The organism is Nonomuraea fastidiosa (assembly GCF_042751225.1).
Classification (GTDB): Bacteria; Actinomycetota; Actinomycetes; order Streptosporangiales; family Streptosporangiaceae; genus Nonomuraea; species Nonomuraea fastidiosa.
Window position 1 is genome coordinate 4,088,335 of sequence record NZ_CP170570.1, and the last position, 17,286, is coordinate 4,105,620.

14 protein-coding genes are annotated in these 17,286 nt (G+C 72.7%); 11 read left to right on the forward strand and 3 right to left on the reverse strand.

The features are described 5' to 3' along the window. Positions 1–4: 4 nt before the first annotated feature. Complete coding sequence (locus tag ACFMQL_RS18910) at positions 5–802, forward strand: hypothetical protein (RefSeq protein WP_364059911.1); 798 nt, start codon at positions 5–7, stop codon at positions 800–802. 134 nt (positions 803–936) lie between these two features. On the opposite strand, the gene eccB is transcribed toward ACFMQL_RS18910, so the two are convergent. The 3 genes from eccB to ACFMQL_RS18925 all read right to left on the reverse strand — a co-directional run bounded on the left by eccB (position 937) and on the right by ACFMQL_RS18925 (position 8,073). Further along, a complete protein-coding gene (eccB, locus tag ACFMQL_RS18915) occupies positions 937–2,352 on the reverse strand; it encodes a type VII secretion protein EccB (protein ID WP_378786275.1) in 1,416 nt (471 codons plus the stop codon). Between the two features lie 99 nt (positions 2,353–2,451). Then, positions 2,452–3,357, reverse strand: coding sequence for a M23 family metallopeptidase (locus ACFMQL_RS18920; RefSeq protein ID WP_364059917.1), 906 nt, complete (start codon positions 3,355–3,357; stop codon positions 2,452–2,454). A 123-nt stretch (positions 3,358–3,480) separates the two neighbouring features. Further along, positions 3,481–8,073 carry an FtsK/SpoIIIE domain-containing protein gene (locus tag ACFMQL_RS18925; protein ID WP_364059920.1) on the reverse strand — a complete coding sequence of 1,531 codons (4,593 nt, stop codon included), beginning with the start codon at positions 8,071–8,073 and terminating at the stop codon, positions 3,481–3,483. Positions 8,074–8,444: 371 nt separating this feature from the next. On the opposite strand from ACFMQL_RS18925, the gene ACFMQL_RS18930 reads away from it, so the two are divergent. The 10 genes from ACFMQL_RS18930 to ACFMQL_RS18975 all read left to right on the forward strand — a co-directional run bounded on the left by ACFMQL_RS18930 (position 8,445) and on the right by ACFMQL_RS18975 (position 17,246). Further along, positions 8,445–9,071 carry a hypothetical protein gene (locus ACFMQL_RS18930; RefSeq protein ID WP_364059923.1) on the forward strand — a complete coding sequence of 209 codons (627 nt, stop codon included), beginning with the start codon at positions 8,445–8,447 and terminating at the stop codon, positions 9,069–9,071. Position 9,072: 1 nt separating this feature from the next. Beyond that, positions 9,073–9,789, forward strand: a complete 717-nt coding sequence (locus ACFMQL_RS18935; RefSeq protein WP_364059926.1) for a hypothetical protein — start codon at positions 9,073–9,075, stop codon at positions 9,787–9,789. Then, positions 9,786–11,081, forward strand: a complete 1,296-nt coding sequence (locus tag ACFMQL_RS18940; RefSeq protein ID WP_364059929.1) for an ATPase, T2SS/T4P/T4SS family — start codon at positions 9,786–9,788, stop codon at positions 11,079–11,081. Before ACFMQL_RS18935 ends, ACFMQL_RS18940 begins: the two co-directional genes overlap by 4 nt. A 2-nt stretch (positions 11,082–11,083) precedes the next feature. Further along, positions 11,084–12,007 (forward strand): type II secretion system F family protein, encoded by a 924-nt coding sequence (locus ACFMQL_RS18945; RefSeq protein ID WP_378786278.1) that lies wholly within the window; start codon positions 11,084–11,086, stop codon positions 12,005–12,007. After that, positions 11,994–12,920 (forward strand): type II secretion system protein, encoded by a 927-nt coding sequence (locus ACFMQL_RS18950; RefSeq protein WP_364059934.1) that lies wholly within the window; start codon positions 11,994–11,996, stop codon positions 12,918–12,920. The genes ACFMQL_RS18945 and ACFMQL_RS18950 overlap by 14 nt, the downstream gene beginning before the upstream one ends. Further along, complete coding sequence (locus ACFMQL_RS18955) at positions 12,920–13,159, forward strand: hypothetical protein (RefSeq protein WP_364059937.1); 240 nt, start codon at positions 12,920–12,922, stop codon at positions 13,157–13,159. The genes ACFMQL_RS18950 and ACFMQL_RS18955 overlap by 1 nt, the downstream gene beginning before the upstream one ends. Continuing rightward, entirely contained in the window at positions 13,156–13,587 is a 432-nt protein-coding gene (locus ACFMQL_RS18960) for a TadE family protein (RefSeq protein ID WP_364059940.1), read from the forward strand. The genes ACFMQL_RS18955 and ACFMQL_RS18960 overlap by 4 nt, the downstream gene beginning before the upstream one ends. Continuing rightward, entirely contained in the window at positions 13,584–13,991 is a 408-nt protein-coding gene (locus tag ACFMQL_RS18965; RefSeq protein WP_364059943.1) for a TadE/TadG family type IV pilus assembly protein, read from the forward strand. Before ACFMQL_RS18960 ends, ACFMQL_RS18965 begins: the two co-directional genes overlap by 4 nt. Continuing rightward, positions 13,988–14,401 carry a pilus assembly protein TadG-related protein gene (locus ACFMQL_RS18970; protein WP_378786280.1) on the forward strand — a complete coding sequence of 138 codons (414 nt, stop codon included), beginning with the start codon at positions 13,988–13,990 and terminating at the stop codon, positions 14,399–14,401. The genes ACFMQL_RS18965 and ACFMQL_RS18970 overlap by 4 nt, the downstream gene beginning before the upstream one ends. An 85-nt stretch (positions 14,402–14,486) precedes the next feature. Then, on the forward strand, positions 14,487–17,246 hold the full coding sequence (locus ACFMQL_RS18975; protein WP_378786282.1) for a BTAD domain-containing putative transcriptional regulator: 2,760 nt from the start codon (positions 14,487–14,489) through the stop codon (positions 17,244–17,246). Positions 17,247–17,286 lie beyond the last annotated feature (40 nt).

Here is a 17,286-nt window from a genome sequence, read left to right on the forward strand (position 1 = left end):
GGGCATGGCCTACGAGTCGGAGCTCTCCACGTTCAAGTGGGCTCTGTACACCGCCACGGCGGCCACGCTCGTCATGCCGTACGCGGCGCCGGTGGTCGCCATCATGCACCTGTTCAACATGGACCCGCCCGAGCAGCAGCGGGCCGCGGACCAGTGGCTCGACAAGACCCCGGTCGGCGTGGAGCCGGCCGACGGCAAGGCGCCGGCCGCGGGCGGCGGCGGCGACATCGCGACCCTGCGGGCCGAGCTCAAGAAGCTGGTCCAGGAGGTCGGCAAGGAGGACTGGAAGGGCCAGTCCTACGCCACCTTCAAAGAGAAGGCCGAGGTGCTCGACAAGCACCTGGAGCAGCTCGACAGGAACCGGCAGGCGGCCGGCAACACGCTGGAGACCTCGGCCAAGTGGAGCACGACCATCCTCCAGGTCCTCACGTCCTTCGCCCTCGCTCTTGATGCCATGGCCGCCGCTGTGCTGATCTCGCGGGTCAACCCCATCGCTCTCGCCTCCGTCACGAATTACACGCTCCTCGGAGTGCGGATGCTGCACAAAAGCGCGATGGAGCTGCTCAAGAACCACGGCAAGTTCATGCTCAAGGGCTCGCTCCTGCTGACCGCGGCGAGCGTGGCCTACAGCCAGTTCACGCACGACCTTCCGGGCCTGAAGGCCGTCAAGGGAGAGACCCCGAACCTGCTGGAGGCCGGTGCCATGTACAACCCGTCATCGGGGAACTTCGACACCATGCCGGGCGCCGAGCTGGACCAGAGCGAGCTCAAGAAGTCGCCGATCCCCGAGTTCGGCTTCTGAGCCGGAGCCCCGGAGCGCGCGGCGGGCAGCCCCGCCCGCCGCGCCGCTTCATTCAGCCGCCCGTCTCATTCACCGCCCGCGCCCGTCTCATTCACCGCCCGGCATCAGCCGCTCGCCTTGTTTCGCCGCCCGGCCTACTTGCTGCCCGGCGTCAGGGGCGTCCAGGCCGCGGCAGGGTCGAGCGCCGGTCCCTCAGGAATCGCGTGCATGATGCTCGCCGGCACCGGCGCGACGTCGCCCGCGTCGTAGCCCAGCTTGCCCAGCACGTCGCCCGATGGCAGCGGGTAGCGCACGCCCTGGTCGGTGATCAGCGACATCGAGCTGGTCACCGCGTCGAGCTGGCCCTCACCGGGCAGCAGACCGGCTACGACCGCGCTGCCGGGCGGCAGCAGGATCTGGTCGAACTTGCCCTGCACGGCCGAGGACGCCGGGGTGGGGATCGGGATCTTGCTGCCCGCCGTCACCTTCGTGGCCAGCGAGCCCGACTCCGTGCCGCCGTACACGATGCACAGAGGCACCGAGCCGGAGACGCCGATCACCTTCGGCATGGTCTGCGGCAGCGAGGTGTCCATGACGTTCGTACGGGAGGGCGAGGCGTTGGCGGAGGCGGCGTCGATGGTGATGACCTTGACGGCGGACCTGCCGTACGCCTTCTTGCTCTCGGGGTTCTCCAGCAGGAGCGTGGCCTGTGCTTGGGAGATCGGCGCGAGCCCGTCGGGGAGCAGCACGTAGTAGCGGGCCGGCGTGCCCTGCGCGGCCGGCACCATGAACACCTGGCCGACCGTCGCCGCCACCTTGCCGCCGCTGCGGATCTTCTTGCCGCGCTGCGGCACCTTCGGGCCGTCGAAGTCGTGGCCGACGGGCAGCGCGTTGAGCCAGGCCGTCGGCACCTTCCTGGGCTGCGCGTTCAGCGCCCGCACGCCGTGCGCGGGCACGCGCATGCGGCGCTCGCCCCAGATGAGCCAGTTCTGCTTCCCGTCGGTGACCAGCATCGCGTCCGTGCCGACCGGCCTGCTGCTGACGTCCTGTCCGCCCACCAGGGTCGTGTACGACTTCGTCCCGGTGAGCTTGTCAGGCCCCTCCACCACGCACACCGACCAGGGCGCCTTGACCAGCTTCTCCTTGACCGGCAGCGAGTCGGGCGCGCCGGAGATGCCGATGAGCGGCCCGCGTGCGAAGCCGGCCAGCGAGGCCGCGGTCACCGTCCTGGTCGTGATCTCCGGCGAGTCGAGCACCAGCCGCGCCGAGACGTAGTTGGCCACCGGCAGGATGCGGCGCTGCTGCTCGCTGTAGATGTACTTGGCGCCGCTCTCCTCCTCGACCAGCAGCTGCCCGGGATCGGTGAGCTTGGTGGCGTTGCCCGGCTTGATCATGCCCCAGATCCCGAACACGGCCGTGATCAGCACCCCGACGAGGATGCCGCCGAAGGTCGCGACGTTCTGCCGCCGGGTGGGCGGCTCGGCCACGTCAGGCTCGCCCTGCAACAGGGCCATGCCGAGTCGCTGCTGCTGCAGCCGGTGGGCCTGATACAGGTCCTTCTTGGTCTGCACGGCACCTCCCTGCGACAATCCCGCGCTTCAGCATAAAGGCCCTGCTGTCCCAGCAGCCCCATCGGCACCGCTGAGACGGCAGGGCCACGTCCGCGAGCGTCAGCCGCAGTGCTCGAACGGGCTGTCGTACTTGGCGGTGCCGATCGAGCCGCCCCACTTGACGCAGGTGCGCAGCGCCTTGGCGCGGACCGGGCCCGCGTAGTACTGGAAGCTGCCCTTGTCGGCCAGCCGCTTCTTGCCCTTGACCTCCAGGTAGGCGCTCATGGTGGCCTTGCCTGAGCTGCTCTTGCGCAGCGTGACCACGCAGTTCTGGCCGGTGGAGGCGGAGTAGAGCAGCGCGACGCGGCCCTGGTTGCCCAGCGAGGCCGAGTCGATCTCCTTGAAGCCCGCGCCGCAGACCTGGGTGGAGGTGTACTTGTTGCCGCCGATGCTCGGGTTCTGGCCGGTCGTGCCGCCGCCACCGCAGTTCTTCGAGGTCAGCGTCTGGTTCGGGTAGCCGAACCGGGTGCCGTTGAAGGTGGCCGGGATGATTTTGCCGGCGGAGGTGCGCAGCTCGTAGTGCAGGTGTGCGGCCATCTTGTACTTGGCCGACGTCTTGCCCACCGTGCCGATCTTCTGGCCCTGCTTGACGGTCGCGCCCTTGGCGACCGAGCGGCTGTTGAGGTGGGCGTACAGGGTGACCGTGCCGTCGGAGTGCTGGATCTTCACCACGTTGCCGAAGCCGTCGGTGGTGCGGTACTCCGACATCACGACCTTGCCGGCCGCCGCGGCGACCACGGTGCGGCCGAGGTCGCCGTCACCGTCCGTCGCGCTGCCGTTGAAGTCGATCTCGTAGCCGGCGGTGTGAGCCGAGCTCTTGCTGCTGCCCACCCACTTCTCGCCACAGGGGAAGGGCAGCTGGTACTTGACGCCGGCGCTCGCGGTGGACGCGGTCGCGGGGGACGCCCAGAGGAGGGGGAGCACGGCGGTGGCACACGCGCTCGCCAAGAGGATCTTGTTACGCACGGCAATGAAGCCTGCCATTCCCGATCACTGCCCGGCTAGCGGTTTCGCGGGATGTTCACCGGAATGAGTCGATTTTTCGGGATATGTGTGGGGAAAGCCGGGCGGCTTAGGGGAGCGGGCCGGTCAGTCGTCCGGTAGGGCCGCCTGGATCGGCGTGATCGTCCCCGCCGTCACCAGCAGGCCGCGCCCCTGCGGCCCGCCCGTCGCGCCGCGCGGCAGCCTGATCGAGAACAGGTCGCCGTCGGTCTGCCCCTGCACCGAGAGCAGCACCCCGGTGCGCGCCTTGCGCGTCTCGGCCACGAACCCCCGGTACGCCACCGCGAGATCCCCGGTCGTCCCCGCGATCAGCAGGCCGTGGTCGCCGTCCCTGCCCGTCCGCAGCACCTCCTCCAGCGCTGTGCCCAGCGGCCCGTCCGGGTTGACCAGCTCGGCGTCGTCCACCAGCACCACGTAGTCGTGCAGGTCGGCCACCAGCTCGGGCAGCCCGGTCGCCTCGCCGTCCAGCACCGCCACGGCCCCCTCCAGGTCCCGCAGCGGGCTGCGCCTGGGCGCGACGGCGATGACCGGCGTGCCCCGCGCGATCAGCGACCGGGCCGCGGTCATCAGCACCGACGAGCGTCCCGAGCGCGACGGCCCGGCGATCACCGCGCCGGGCCCCTGGGCCAGCAGGTCCAGGCCCATCGGCGCGAGCGCGTCGCCGCCCGCGCCGATCAGCGCCCACAGCGGCGACGGCGGGCCGAACTGGGGGTCCAGCTCCATCGCCTGCGCGGCGGTGATGCGCAGCGGCAGCGCGTCCACCCGCAGCGGCGGCCCGCCCGGCCAGCGCCGCCCGGTCGCGGGACCCGCCTTGCGCGCCAGCGCCTGCAGCGCCCCGACCTGCGCGGGGCCGGCGGGGTCGGCGGCGAGCAGCGCGATCTGGTGCTCGACGATGCCGTGCTCGGCCATCGACAGCGCGCGGCCCGGCGGCAGCACCGACGGCAGGCCCTTGAGCGGGAAGCCCGCGAGCCCGTAGTCGGCGGCGTCGGACAGCCGCAGCAGCAGCCGGTCGTCGAAGACCGTGGACACCTGGCCGAGCAGCCCCGAGCGGTCGCTGGTGACCACCGCGCGCAGCCCCACGGCCGGGCCCTCGCGCAGCAGCTGCAGCAGCGCCTCGATGAGCCGGCCGTAGTCGTAGCCCTCGAAGGCGGCCACGAAGCCCTCCCACCGGTCGAGCATGAACACCAGCCACGGCAGCCGGTGCCCGGCCTGCCGGTACTCGGCGAGCGAGGCGTGCCCGGCCTCGGCGAGGAGCTGCTGGCGGCGGCCGACCTCGTCGCGCAGCCGGTTGAGCAGCCGTTCCACCCGGTCGAGCTGGTCGCGGGTGATCACCGCGCCGCAGTGCGGCATGGCCACCAGCGGCAGCAGCGCGCCCGAGCCGCAGTCCACGGCGTGCACGTGCACGTCCTCGGGCGCGGCGTACGCGGCGATCGAGCCCGCGATCGTGCGCAGCGCCGTCGAGCGCCCGCTGCGCGCCGAGCCGGCGATGAGCAGGTGGCCGCCGTGCGCGAGGTCGAGCGCCAGCGGCTGCCGGTCCTGCATCCACGGCCGGTCGCTGACCCCGAACGGCAGCGGCCGCACCTCTTCGAACTCCTCGTCAGGCCCGTACGCCGGCCCGTCCTCTGGAAGGTCGAGCACGAACCGCTCGGGCAGCGGCTCCAGCCACGGGCTCGGCTGCCTGGGCACGCCCGCCAGCTCGGCGGCCTCGATGAGCGCGTCGGCGACCAGCGAGAGGTCCGTGACCGCGTTGTCCTCCTCCTCTTGCCGGGGTGGCGGCGGCAGCGGCTTGCCGAGCGCGCGCCAGCCCACGTCGAGCACCCGTACGCGGGCCGCACCCTCGTCCGCGCCCGCCACGGGGCCGCGCCCGCCGACCCTGGCGGTCTGCACGGCCACCGCCGCGTCCACCCCCGAGCGTACGTAGCACCGGCCGGGCGTGGACTTGGAGATGTGCGCCGCGTCGGGCACGTCGATGACGTCGGCCGACTCGGCGGGCTCGGTCACCCGCAGCGCGATGCGCAGCGACGTGTTGGCCTGGATGTCGGCCGTCACCACGCCCGCGGGCCGCTGGGTGGCCAGGATCAGGTGGATGCCGAGCGAGCGGCCTCTGCGGGCGATGTCCACCAGGCCGTTCACGAAGTCGGGCAGCTCGGCCACCAGCGCCGCGAACTCGTCGATGATGAGCACCAGCCGGGGCATGCCGGGCCCCTCGTAGTCCTCGATGTCCTTGGCGCCGGCCGAGTTCAGCAGCCGCTCCCTGCGCCGCAGCTCGGCGGCCAGCGAGTCGAGCGCCCGCTGGGTCAGGTGGCCGTCCAGGTCGGTGACCATGCCGACCGTGTGCGGCAGGCGTACGCACTCCTTGAAGGCCGCGCCGCCCTTGTAGTCGATGAGCACGAACGTGAGCTGGTCGGGCCGGTTGGCCACCGCCAGCGAGCAGATCAGCGTCTGCAGCAGCTCCGACTTACCCGCGCCGGTGGTGCCGGCGATCAGGCCGTGCGGGCCGTCGAGCTTGAGGTCCACCGAGAACGGCCCGTCAGGGCCCACCCCGATCAGCGCCTTCGTGGTGCCGCGCGGGCCCCACCGGGCGGCCAGCTCGGCCGCCGAGGGGACCTGCATGCCCATCAGGTCGAGCAGGCGGGCCGCGCCCGGCAGGTTGCCGCCGGGGTCGTCCCTGCTCACGTCGCGGATGGGGGCGAGCGCCCTGGCCAGCCGGTCGCACCAGGCGGGCGAGACCTGGTCGGCCAGCACGGGACCGATCACGTCGAGGCCGCCGCCGCGCAGATGGACGAACCCGTCGTCGCCGCAGGCGGCCACCGTCTGGCACTCCTCGGGCAGCAGCCGCTGGTCCTCGTCGATGGCGAGGGTGAACACGCCGGAGCGCGGCCCCTGGCGCAGCACCTGCGGCATGTTCGGCAGGCCGCGCAGCACCTGCGCGCCGTCGAGGATCACCAGCACGTCGTACGGGCGCACGTCGTAGGAGGAGAAGGCGGGCTTCTCCGGCCCGCCGAGGTCGTCCCAGCCGGTCGGCACCTTGCCCAGCTCGGGGATCGTGGTGTTCTGCCGCTCGTCGATGAGCGCGGCCAGCTCCGAGACCCGGCGGGCGGCCGACTCGGGGTCGGTGCCGACCAGCGCCACGCACTCCTGGCCCGCCTGCGGCGCGCAGTGCGGCAGCCAGCGCAGCCAGCCCCAGCGCCGCTCGGCGTCGGCGTGCGCCGACACCACCACGATGGCCAGGTCGCGGGGGCTGTGCAGGGTCGCCGCCTGCGCGATCAGCCAGGAGGCCAGGCCGGTCGCCGCCGTACGCGGCCCCGTCACGCCCGCCACGCCGAGCCGCCGCATCGGCAGCGCCACCGGCACCGCCCGGCAGATCGGCGGGTCGATGGCCCCGCCCTGCTCCTCCTTCAGCTCCAGGTCGGCGGGCAGGTCGGCGAGCCCGACCCGCAGCCGCAGCGCGTCGGAGTCGTGGATGCGGCGCTCCCACAGCCGCCGGCGCGGCCCCGTCGCGGTCAGCAGCACCTGCGCGGGGTCGGGCGCGTCGGCCCGGCGCGCGGCCTCGTCGGCGGCGCGGGCCCGCTCCACGGCCTCCTCGTACGCCCGCACCTCCTCCTGGTGCTCCTTGAGTGCCTTCTTGTACTGCTTCTTGCCGTGCCGCCGATCGCTCCACCACTGGCCGATCATGATGATCGGCGTCATGAACGCGACGAGCAGGTAGTACCACTGCTGGAGCGCGATCGCGAGCGTCAGGCCGAGCACGGCGGGCAGGAACGCGGCGAGGAGCTGCAGCCGCATGCCCTCGTTCCTGGTGGGCGGCTTCGGTTTGACGAACGTGCGCTGCGGCTCCGGCCTGCGCAGCCTGGGCGGCCGGTTGTAGGCGACGCCGCCCTCGTCGCGCGGCGCCAGGTGCGCGTCGGCGGGTTCGATCGAGGTGAGCACGAACACCGAGGAGCCGCAGGTCAGCACGGCCTGGTCGGGCCATTCGACGGGCTCGGTGAGCGGCCGGCCGTCCAGCTCGGGGACCTCGCCGTATCCGGCCGACCGCGCGGCCGCCTCGCGCTCGGCGGTCCGCGCGGTCAGCTCCGCGACCTCCTCGGCCCAGCGGCCCTTGAGCTTGAGCCTGGGCGCCTCGCCCGGCGGCCGCCAGGCGGGCTCGACGGTGATCGACTCCGGCCGCACCCGCACGGTGACCGCCTCGGGCGCGAGCGCCGGGTCGTCCACCGCCATCGCGCACATGGGATCGGAGCCGATGACGTGCACGCCCAGCCCCAGCCGGTGCACGGTGCCGGCGGCCGGACCGCCGACCACGCGCACCTCGGCGACGCCGTCCGGCTCCTCGATCAGCGTGGCGCGGGCGAGCCTGGCGTCGAGCGTGACCTTGTCGCCGTCGCGCAGCACGGCGGTGACCCGGGCGGCCGGGTCGAGCGGGCGGGCGTCGCGCCACAGGACGTGCGGCCCCATGTCGGAGCGTTCTGGCCGGCGCGGCCTGGGCACGCGGGCGCCCGCCGTGACCGGCGCGTACGGTGCCCGCGCATGGGCGGCCCGTGCCTGCGGCAGCCGTACGACGTCGGCCAGCGGCTTCTCGTCGCCGAGCGCCGCGCTGAGCGCGGCCACCGTGAGCCCGTCGTCGGCGTCGATCACGACGTCGCGATCGCCCTGCCCGCCGACCACGGTGAGCATGATCCGCATGGTGCCGTCTCCTCGGTCGACTCAGGCCGCCCAAAGTAGCGTCCGGAACGTCGCCGGGTGCGCCTGTTGACGGGAATGGCATGGCGGGCGGGAAAGCGCCGCGGCGCATTCTCGAAATAGCTGTGCATGATGTGACGCGTGTGACTACCGAGGCCGCTTGCCGGAAATTTCGAGATTCGTCAACTCGATAGAAACAAGTGGCATCGATGAATTCGGCTTGACACCGAGTAACCTGCGAAAGAAGCATGGGTCACCGAATTCCGCCACCTCCGCCGGAGGGTTCCCCACATAATGGCGTGAATTCCGCAGATCACTCCGGGAGCCCCCCACCCATGAGGACCAGTGAAAAGCCTGCCGCGAACGCGGCGGGGTTGTCCGGCCCGGCCTCGCGCAAGCTCCCCGTACCACCCAGGGAACGCAAGCCGGCGCTCGCCGCGCTGGCCGTCCTGCTCATCCTGGGCGGGGCGCTGGCCACGACCATGCTCGTGCTCAACAGCGGAAACCGGGTGTCCGCCATCCGCGTCACGCAGCAGATAGGCGCGGGCCAGAAATTCACCAGGGACGCGTTGGAAGAAGTGAAGATCGCCGACACCGGCATCGACTTCGTCGCGTGGTCGCAGCGCGAGCAGGTGCTCGACAGCTTCGCCACCGTGACGATCCTGCCGGGCACGCTGCTGACCAATCAGATGGGCGTACGTACGAGCAGCGAGCTCGGTGAAGGAAAAGCGACCGTCGGATTGTCGCTCAAGGCCGGACAAATGCCGGCCGGCGTAAAGGAAGGCGATCGCGTGCAGGTCATTTTCGTACCGAGCCGGTCGAGCCAGGGAGAAAGCCGCGTGCTCGCCGCGAACGCCCTCGTCTTCGAAGCCGGCGAGCGGGCGAAGAACTCGGGCTCAGGCCAGATCACCGTGGTCGTCGACGCCGCGGCAGCGCCGGAGATCGTGGCGGCCGCCTCCGCGGGCGAGGTCGCGGTGGCCGAGCTTCCGGGAGCGCGCTGACGTGGGGCTGATCGTACTGGCCGCCGACAAGGGCGCGCCGGGGGTGACCACCGCCGCCACGGCACTGGCGGCGGTGTGGCCGCGCCCGGTGCTGCTGGCCGAATGCGACCCCGCGGGCGGCGACCTCGCCTACCGGCTGCCCGCCGCCGACGGCGGCGTGCTCAACCCTGCCAAGGGGCTGCTCAGCCTGGGCGCCACCGCACGGCGCGGGCTCGAGGCGGCGCAGATCCAGCAGCACACCCAGAAGATCGTCGGCGGTCTCGACGTGCTGGTCGGGCTCGGCCACGGCGAGCAGGCGGCCGGGCTCACCTGGCTGTGGGGACCGCTCGGCAGGGCGCTGGCCGCCATACCCGGCGCCGACGTCATCGCCGACTGCGGCCGCCTGGGCGCGCACCCGCAGATCGGCGACCTCATGGCCGAGGCCGAGCAGGTCGTGCTGTTCACCAGGGCCACCCTCGACCACGTCGCCCACCTGCGCGAGCGGCTGCAGATCACCAAGGCGCACGGCGTCGTCGTGATCGCCGACCCGCGCAACTACCGCGGCTCGATCGAGGACGTCCGCAGGATCGTCGGCCCCACCGTCCAGTTCGTGCACGGCCTCGCCCACGACCCCAAGGGCGCCGAGCTGCTGCGCGGCCAGTGGGGCGGGCGCCTCGACCGCTCGCTCCTCATCCGTACGGCCCGCGACCTCGCAGCGAGGCTGGTGAGCCACCGATGATCGATCACTCGCTCGTCAAGCGCTTCCGCCAGGAGGTCGGCGACCGCCTGGCACACCAGCGCCGGCTCGACCAGGCCAACGGGCTGCCCCCGATGACCGGCGAGGACGAGCGCCAGTTCGCCAGGGCGCTCATCTCGCAGGTGCTGGAGGAGCACGCCCGCAACGAGATCGGGTCCGGCCGCACCCCGCCCACCGTGGAGGAGGAAGAGGCGCTCGCGGCCGGCATCCACGCCGCGCTGTTCGGCGTGGGCAGGCTCCAGCCGCTGCTCGACGACCCCCAGGTCGAGAACATCGACATCAACGGCTGCGACAAGGTCTTCGTCAGCTACGCCGACGGCCAGGAGCTGATGCACGACCCGGTCGCCGACTCCGACGAGGAGCTCATCGAGCTGATCCAGATCCTGGCGGCGTACTCGGGGCTGTCGAGCCGGCCGTTCGACACCGCCAACCCCCAGCTCGACCTGCGGCTGCCCGACGGCTCCCGGCTCAGCGCGGTCATGGACGTCACGGTCAGGCCCGCGATCTCGATCCGCCGCGCCCGCCTCGGCAAGGTCTTCCTGTCCGACCTCGTCGGCAACGGCACCTTGAGCCCGGACGTGGGGCGGTTCCTCTCGGCGGCCGTCGCCGCCCGCAAGAACATCATGATCGCCGGCTCCACGAACGCCGGAAAGACCACGCTGCTGCGCGCCCTGGCCAACGAGATCCCGCCGAACGAGCGCCTCATCACCGTCGAGCGCGCCCTGGAGCTCGGCCTCGACCAGTTCCCCGAGCTGCATCCCAACGTCGTCGCCTTCGAGCAGCGCCTGCCCAACTCCGAGGGCCAGGGCGAGATCTCCATGGCCGAGCTGGTACGCCGTTCGCTGCGCATGAACCCCAGCCGCGTCATCGTCGGCGAGGTGCTCGGCGACGAGATCGTCACCATGCTCAACGCGATGACCCAGGGCAACGACGGCTCCCTGTCGACCATCCACGCGAACTCCAGCATGGAGGTCTTCAACCGCATCGCCACGTACGCGCTGCAGGCATCGGAGCGCCTGCCGATCGACGCGACCCACATGCTCATCGCGGGAGCCATCGACTTCGTGGTCTTCATCGAAAAGCGCAACGACTACCACCGCGGCGGCAAGCTGCGCCGCTACGTCTCCAGCATCCGCGAGGTCAACGGCTGCGACGGGCGCGTGCTGTCCAGCGAGGTCTTCGTGCCGGGACCGGACGGCAGCGCCGTCCCGCACGCCCCGGTGTCCTGCCTGGAGGAGCTGATGGCGCACGGCTACCACCCGGGGGGCTGGTGAGCATGCCCTTCACGATCGACCCGCTGGCGCTGCTCGCCGGCGCCGTGGTGGGCGGCGGTGTGTTCCTGTTCATCGTCGCCCTGTACGGGATGCGCCCGCGCCCGTCCCAGCCCAAGCGCCACGTGGTCAAGATGCTGACCACCCGCGCCGCCGTGGCCGCCGTCGCCGCCGCGCTCGTCCTGGTCGTCACCCAGTGGCCGGTCGCCGCCGTCGGCACGGTGCTGCTCGTCTTCGCCTGGCGCGGCCTGGCCGGCGGCGCCGCCGAGGAGCGCGCCGCCATGCGCCGCCTCGAAGGGCTGGCCGCCTGGACCGAGTCGCTGCGCGACACCATCGCCGGCGCCGCCGGACTCGAACAGGCCATCCCGTCGTCCATCAGGGCCGCCGCGCCCTCGCTCAGGGCGCCGCTGCGCGCCCTGATCGACCGGCTGCACACGAGGATGGCGCTGCCTGAGGCGCTCGCCCGCTTCGCCGACGACCTCGACGACCCCTCGGCCGACCTCGTCGTGGCCGCACTCATCCTCAACTCCAAGCTGCGCGGCCCCGGCCTGCGCGACGTGCTCAGCGCGCTGGCCGTCTCGGCCCGCGAGGAGCTCGACATGCGCCGCCGCGTCGAGGCCGAGCGCCGCTCCACCCGGCGCAGCGTGCAGATCGTGGTGATCACCGCGCTCGTCTTCGCCGGGCTGCTCGTGCTGTTCAACCCCGACTACGTCGCCGAGTACCGGAGCTTCCTCGGCCAGGCCGTCCTGGTGGTCGTGGCCCTGCTGTTCGGCGCCGGGTTCGCGTGGATGCGGCGGCTGGCCAGGTTCGACAAGCCCACCCGCCTGCTGATGGGCGGCGCGCAGGCGGGCCGGCAGAACGGCGCCCCGGCGGCCCCCTCAGCGGCGGCGCCGGCCGGAGCCCCAGGAGGAGGAGGTGGCCGTGGTTGAGGGCGCGCTCGCCGGAGCGGTGCTCGGGCTTGGCCTGTTCGTGCTGTTCAGGGCGCTCTTCCCGGCCCGGCCCGGCCTGGTGGCGCGGCTGCTCGCGCTGGACGCCGTACGCGAGGAGTCCGGCGGCCCGCGCATCCAGCTCGTGCTGCCCGATGAGCAGGTCAGCGCGTTCCGGCGCGGGCTCGGCGCCCGGCTGGCCGCCCTGTACGCCGCGCGCGGCTGGGAGGTCAGGTCGGTCAAGGCCGACCTGGCGCTGCTCGGCCGCTCGTGGGAGGCGTTCCTCGCCACCAAGGCGCTGCTCGCGGCCAGTGGCCTGCTCGCGTTCCCGCTGCTGCTGGCCTGGCTCGTGCTGATGGAGTGGGGCACCTCGCTCGCCATCCCGTTCTGGGCCGCGCTGCTGGTGGCCGCGGTCTTCTTCTTCCTGCCGGACCTACAGGTCAAGCGGGACGCGGCGGCCAAGCGGCGCGACTTCCGCCACGTCGTCGGAGCGTTCCTCGACCTCGTCTCCATGAACCTGGCCGGCGGCCGGGGCGTTCCCGAGGCGCTGATGATGGCCGTCTCGGTCAGCGGCGAGCAGCCCAACTGGGCGATGGCCCGCATCCGCGACGCCCTCAGCGGCGCGCGCATCGTCGGCATCACCCCGTGGCAGGCGCTCGGCCAGCTCGGCGAGGAGATCAACGTCGACGAGCTGCGCGACCTGTCGGCGGCGCTCGGCCTGGTCGCCGACGACGGCGCCAAGGTGCGCGCCTCGCTCACGGCCAGGGCCGCCACGCTGCGCCGCCGCGAGCTGGCCGAGATCGAGGGCCGGGCGGGCGAGCGCTCGCAATCGATGCTCGTGGCCCAGCTCCTGCTCTGCGCAGGTTTCGTGATCTTTCTCAGTTTTCCCGCCGCTATGAAGATGTTGGGGGTCTGATGCGCCACCATCCGTGGATCGTCTATCTCACCGCGTACCTCGGCGTACGCGTCCATCGCGCCCGTACCGCGCCCACCCGCGGCGCGTCCGCCGTCGAATGGGTGATCATCACAGCCATCATCGCCGGCGTCGCGCTCGGCCTGGCCACCTTGATCAAGACGCTGGTCGAGAACCAGCAGGCCCAGATCGAGCAGAGCTTCGGCGGTGGTGGCGGCAACGGAGGTGACAACGCCCCGTGAGAGCCCGGCCGCGACGCGATGAGCGCGGCGCGACGGTGATCGAGCTGGCCATGCTCATGCCGATCATCCTCGCGACCGTGCTGCTCATCGTGCAGGTCGCCCTCTGGTTCCACGCCCGGCAGGTGGCCGAGGCGGCGGCCAGGGAGGGAGCCCGCGTGGCCAGGTCCGCGCCGTTCGACTCCGGCGGCTGGGAGGGCGCGGCCACCGGCAAGGCCACCGAGATCGTCCGTACGGTCGGGCCCAGCCTGCTGCGCGAGGCCACGGCCACGGCGTCCGAGAAGGAGCCCGACGAGCGGTTCGTCACCGTGACCGGCAGCGCCGTCCAGGTGATCCCGCTGCTGCCGGAGCTGGCCTTCACGATCACCGCCACCTCGGGGGGTCCCGTGGAGTGCTTCCGTCCCGACAACGGCGGCGAGGACTGCCAATGACCGCCGTCCGGGCCGGGAACGCGGAGCGCGGCTCGATGGCGGTGGAGACCGTCATGCTGGCCCCGGTCTTCTTGCTGTTCCTCATGTTCCTGGCCGGCGCCGGAGTGCTGGTCGAGGCGCAGGGCCGGGTCAACGGGGCGGCGCGCGACGCCGCCAGGGCCGCGTCCGTGCAGCGCACGTTCGACGACGCGGAATCCGCCGCCGAGGCGATCCTCGCCGGCGTGCTCGACGACCGCTGCCGATCCTCCGCCGTCTCGCTCGACGGCTCGCAGTGGGAGCAGGGCGGGCACGTCCAGGCCGAGGTGACGTGCGAGCTGGATCTCGCCTTTCTCGGCTTCGGCGGCACCAAGCAGCTCACGGGCACGGCCGTGGTGCCCCTGGAGCAGTTCAGGAGGATCGAGTGAAGCGGGGAGAGCGCGGCTCGATGTCGGTGTTCACCGTGCTGTTCTCCGTCGTCGTGTTCCTGCTGGCCGGGCTGCTGGTGGACGGCGGCTCGGCGATCAACGCCCGGCTGCGCGCCGCCGACGTGGCCGAGCAGGCCGCGCGGGCCGCCGCCGACCAGCTCGACGTCGATCACCTCAGGCAGACCGGCGAGACCCGGCTGCTCGGCGAGGACCAGGTGTGCGCGCGGGCCGAGGAGATCACCGCGGCGCAGGGCGGCGGCGACGTCCGCTTCGGCGAGTGCACGGTCGATGGCCAGGCACAGGTGACGGTCACCGTGTCGGTCCGGTGGGAGGCGTTCTTCCTCGGCGCGATCGGCTTCTCCGGCGCCGAGATGACCGGCGAGGCCAGCGCCGCACCCGAAGCGAGATAGCCGAAGCGAGATAGACCGAAACCCGCCGGTCGATGGATGCGGGGACGGCACAGGCACGACCCTGAACCCGGGGAAAGGAGAGGCGATGCCGACGCGAGAGCCTGCGCGTCACCACGGACGGCGTGTCCCGGCCCGCGCAACCGCGCGCGCCAGGGGCAGGCGCAGCGCCGGTGACGTGCTGACCGGCCTCGCCGCGCTGGTCGTGCTGGTGGGGCTGGTGGGCGGCGTGCCGTACGCGCTGCTCACCTTCGTCGGGCCGCCGATCAGGCCCGAGCTGCTCGACCTCGAGGTGCTGACCGGCAGCGTCGGCCCGAGCACGATCATCGCGGTGCTGGTGCTGCTGGTCTGGCTGGCCTGGTTCCAGCTCTTCGTGTGCGTGATCGTCGAGGTGTACGCCGGGGTCCGCAGGGTCGGCATGCCCGCCAGGGTCCCGCTCTCCGGCGGCACCCAGTTCATCGCCAACAAGCTCGTCTCCGCCGCGCTGCTGCTGTTCACGGCGGGCGCGATGGTGGCGCCGCTGGCCAAGCTGGCGCCCACGCCGGCCGCGCCGCCGGTGACGGCGGTCGCGTACTCGGCGCCGCTGGTCGAGCAGACGCTGGAGGCCCCCAAGACCAAGAAGGTGTACGTGGTGCAGCCCCCGCACGGCCGCCACCACGAGAGCCTGTGGGAGATCGCCGAGAAGTGCCTGGGCGACGGCCGCCGCTACCACGAGATCTACCGGCTCAATGAGTCGAAGGTGCAGCCCGACGGCTCCCGGCTGAAGATCGCCGATCTGATCAGGCCGGGCTGGGTGCTGGACATGCCGGATGACGCGCGCAACGTGCACATCGTCCCCGCCGACCAGCCGCGCGAGCAGACGCTGCGCGAGCATCCCGGCCGCGCGGAGGTGCCGAGGGGCAAGCACGTCAAGCCCGACGCCCAGGAGCAGCGCCAGGACCGGCAGGATCGGCAGGGCCGCCAGGACCAGCGCGGAGAGCAGCGTCAGGAGCGTCAGGAGCGGCAGGAGCGCCCCGACCCGCAGGAGCAGCAGCCGGTCATCCAGGAGCGCCAGGACGGCGAGCTGATCGACTACCTCGCCGCCGCGTCCCTGGCCGCCGCGGGCCTGCTGTTCGTGCTCGCGGGCAAGCGCCGCCGGCAGCTCTGGCGGCGGGTGTTCGGCCGCCGCATCGCCCGCCCGCGCGACGACGCCGCGCAGGCCGAGGTCGCGCTCAGGATCGGCAGCGACGCGCCCGGCGCCCGTGTCCTGGACGTCGGGCTGCGCATGCTGGGCGCCGAGCTGGCCGCGCGCCGCCGCACCCCGCCCACCGTGTACGGCGCCCACCTGTCGCCCCGCAACCTCGACCTGTGGATCCACCCGCCGGACCCCGACCCGCCCGCGCCGTGGACGGCCGTGGACGGCGGCCAGGTCTGGCGGCTGCCCGCGCACGAGGGCCGCCTGCTGCCCGATCCGGTGGACAGGGCGCAGGCGGGCGGAGCGCCGTACCCGGGCCTGGTGTCGATCGGCACCGACGGCGGCGGGCGCGTGCTCATCGACCTGGAGGCCGCGCAGGGCCTGATCAACGTGCGCGGCGCGCAGACCACCGCCGCGCTCGCCGCCATCGCCGTCGAGCTGGCCACCAACCGCTGGTCCGACCGCATGCGCATCACGCTCGTCGGCTTCGGCGAGGAGCTGACCGCGATCGCGCCCGACCGGATCAGGGCGGTCGGCGGCCTCGCCGAGGTGCTGCCCGAGCTGGAGGCCGGCGCCGCACCGCGCAGGGAGGTGCTCACCGGGCGCATCACCGGCAGCCCGCGCCGCGCCCACTACCTGCTGTCCGCGGTGGCGCCCACCCACGAGGAGGCGCGCAGGCTGGCGCTGCTGGCCCGCCGCGACACCGCGGGCTACGTGGTGGCGGGCGACGTGCCGCACGCCACCTGGACGCTGGAGATCGGCGACGACGGCCGGGCGAGGATCGCCGAGCTGGGCTTCGAGGTGGACGCCCAGCTCCTGCCGCGCCGCCACTACCGCGCCCTGATCGACCTGTTCCGCACCGCCGACCGGCTCGACGGCGAGCCCGTCAGTGAGCCTGAGCCGCTGGACGCGCTCCAGCAGCCCGAGATCGAGGTGCGGATACTCGGCCCCATCGAGGTCGTCGGCCTGCCTCCGCTGGAGGAGGGCCGCATGGGGCTGGCCGCCGAACTGCTGGTCTATCTGGCCACGCACGTCGGCGGCGTGCATCCGGTGGTGCTCGGCGGTGTGCTGTGGCCGCGCGGCGTGCAGGACATCGTCAGGGACGCCACCATCGCCAGGGTCGCGGAATGGCTCGGCCCCGAGCATCTGCACACCGACGCCGCCGGGCGGCTCAGCCTGGGGCCCGGGGTGCGTACGGACTGGGCGTTGTTCCGCGAGCTGGTACGCCGCGCGCAAGGCGACCCCACGACCGGCGCCGTGCTGCTGGAGAAGGCGCTCGGCCTGGTCAGAGGCCCGCTGCTGGCCGGCCGCCGCCCCGGCGGCTACGCCTGGCTCGCCGCGGACGACCTGGAGTACGACGTCACGGCCGCCGTCGCCGACGCCGCGCACCAGCTATGTGAGATCCGGCTCGCCCAGGGCCGGCCGGACGCGGCGGTGTCCGCCGTACGCGCGGCGCTGCTGCTCGCGCCCGACGACGAGAGCCTCTGGCGCGACCTGCTGCGGGCCACGCACGCCACCGAGGACATCGTGCGCCTGCGCGCCGTCGTCGAGGGCCTGACGCGCCGGGCGGCATCCCACCCCTACGGCGGCGGGATGGCGCCCGAGACAGAGGCATTGATCGAAGAGCTGCTGCCCACGTGGCGCATGCATGTGGTGAGGGAGTCATCTGCATGAGACGTACGGCGATTGTGCTCGCCTTAACGCTTGCGGCCGG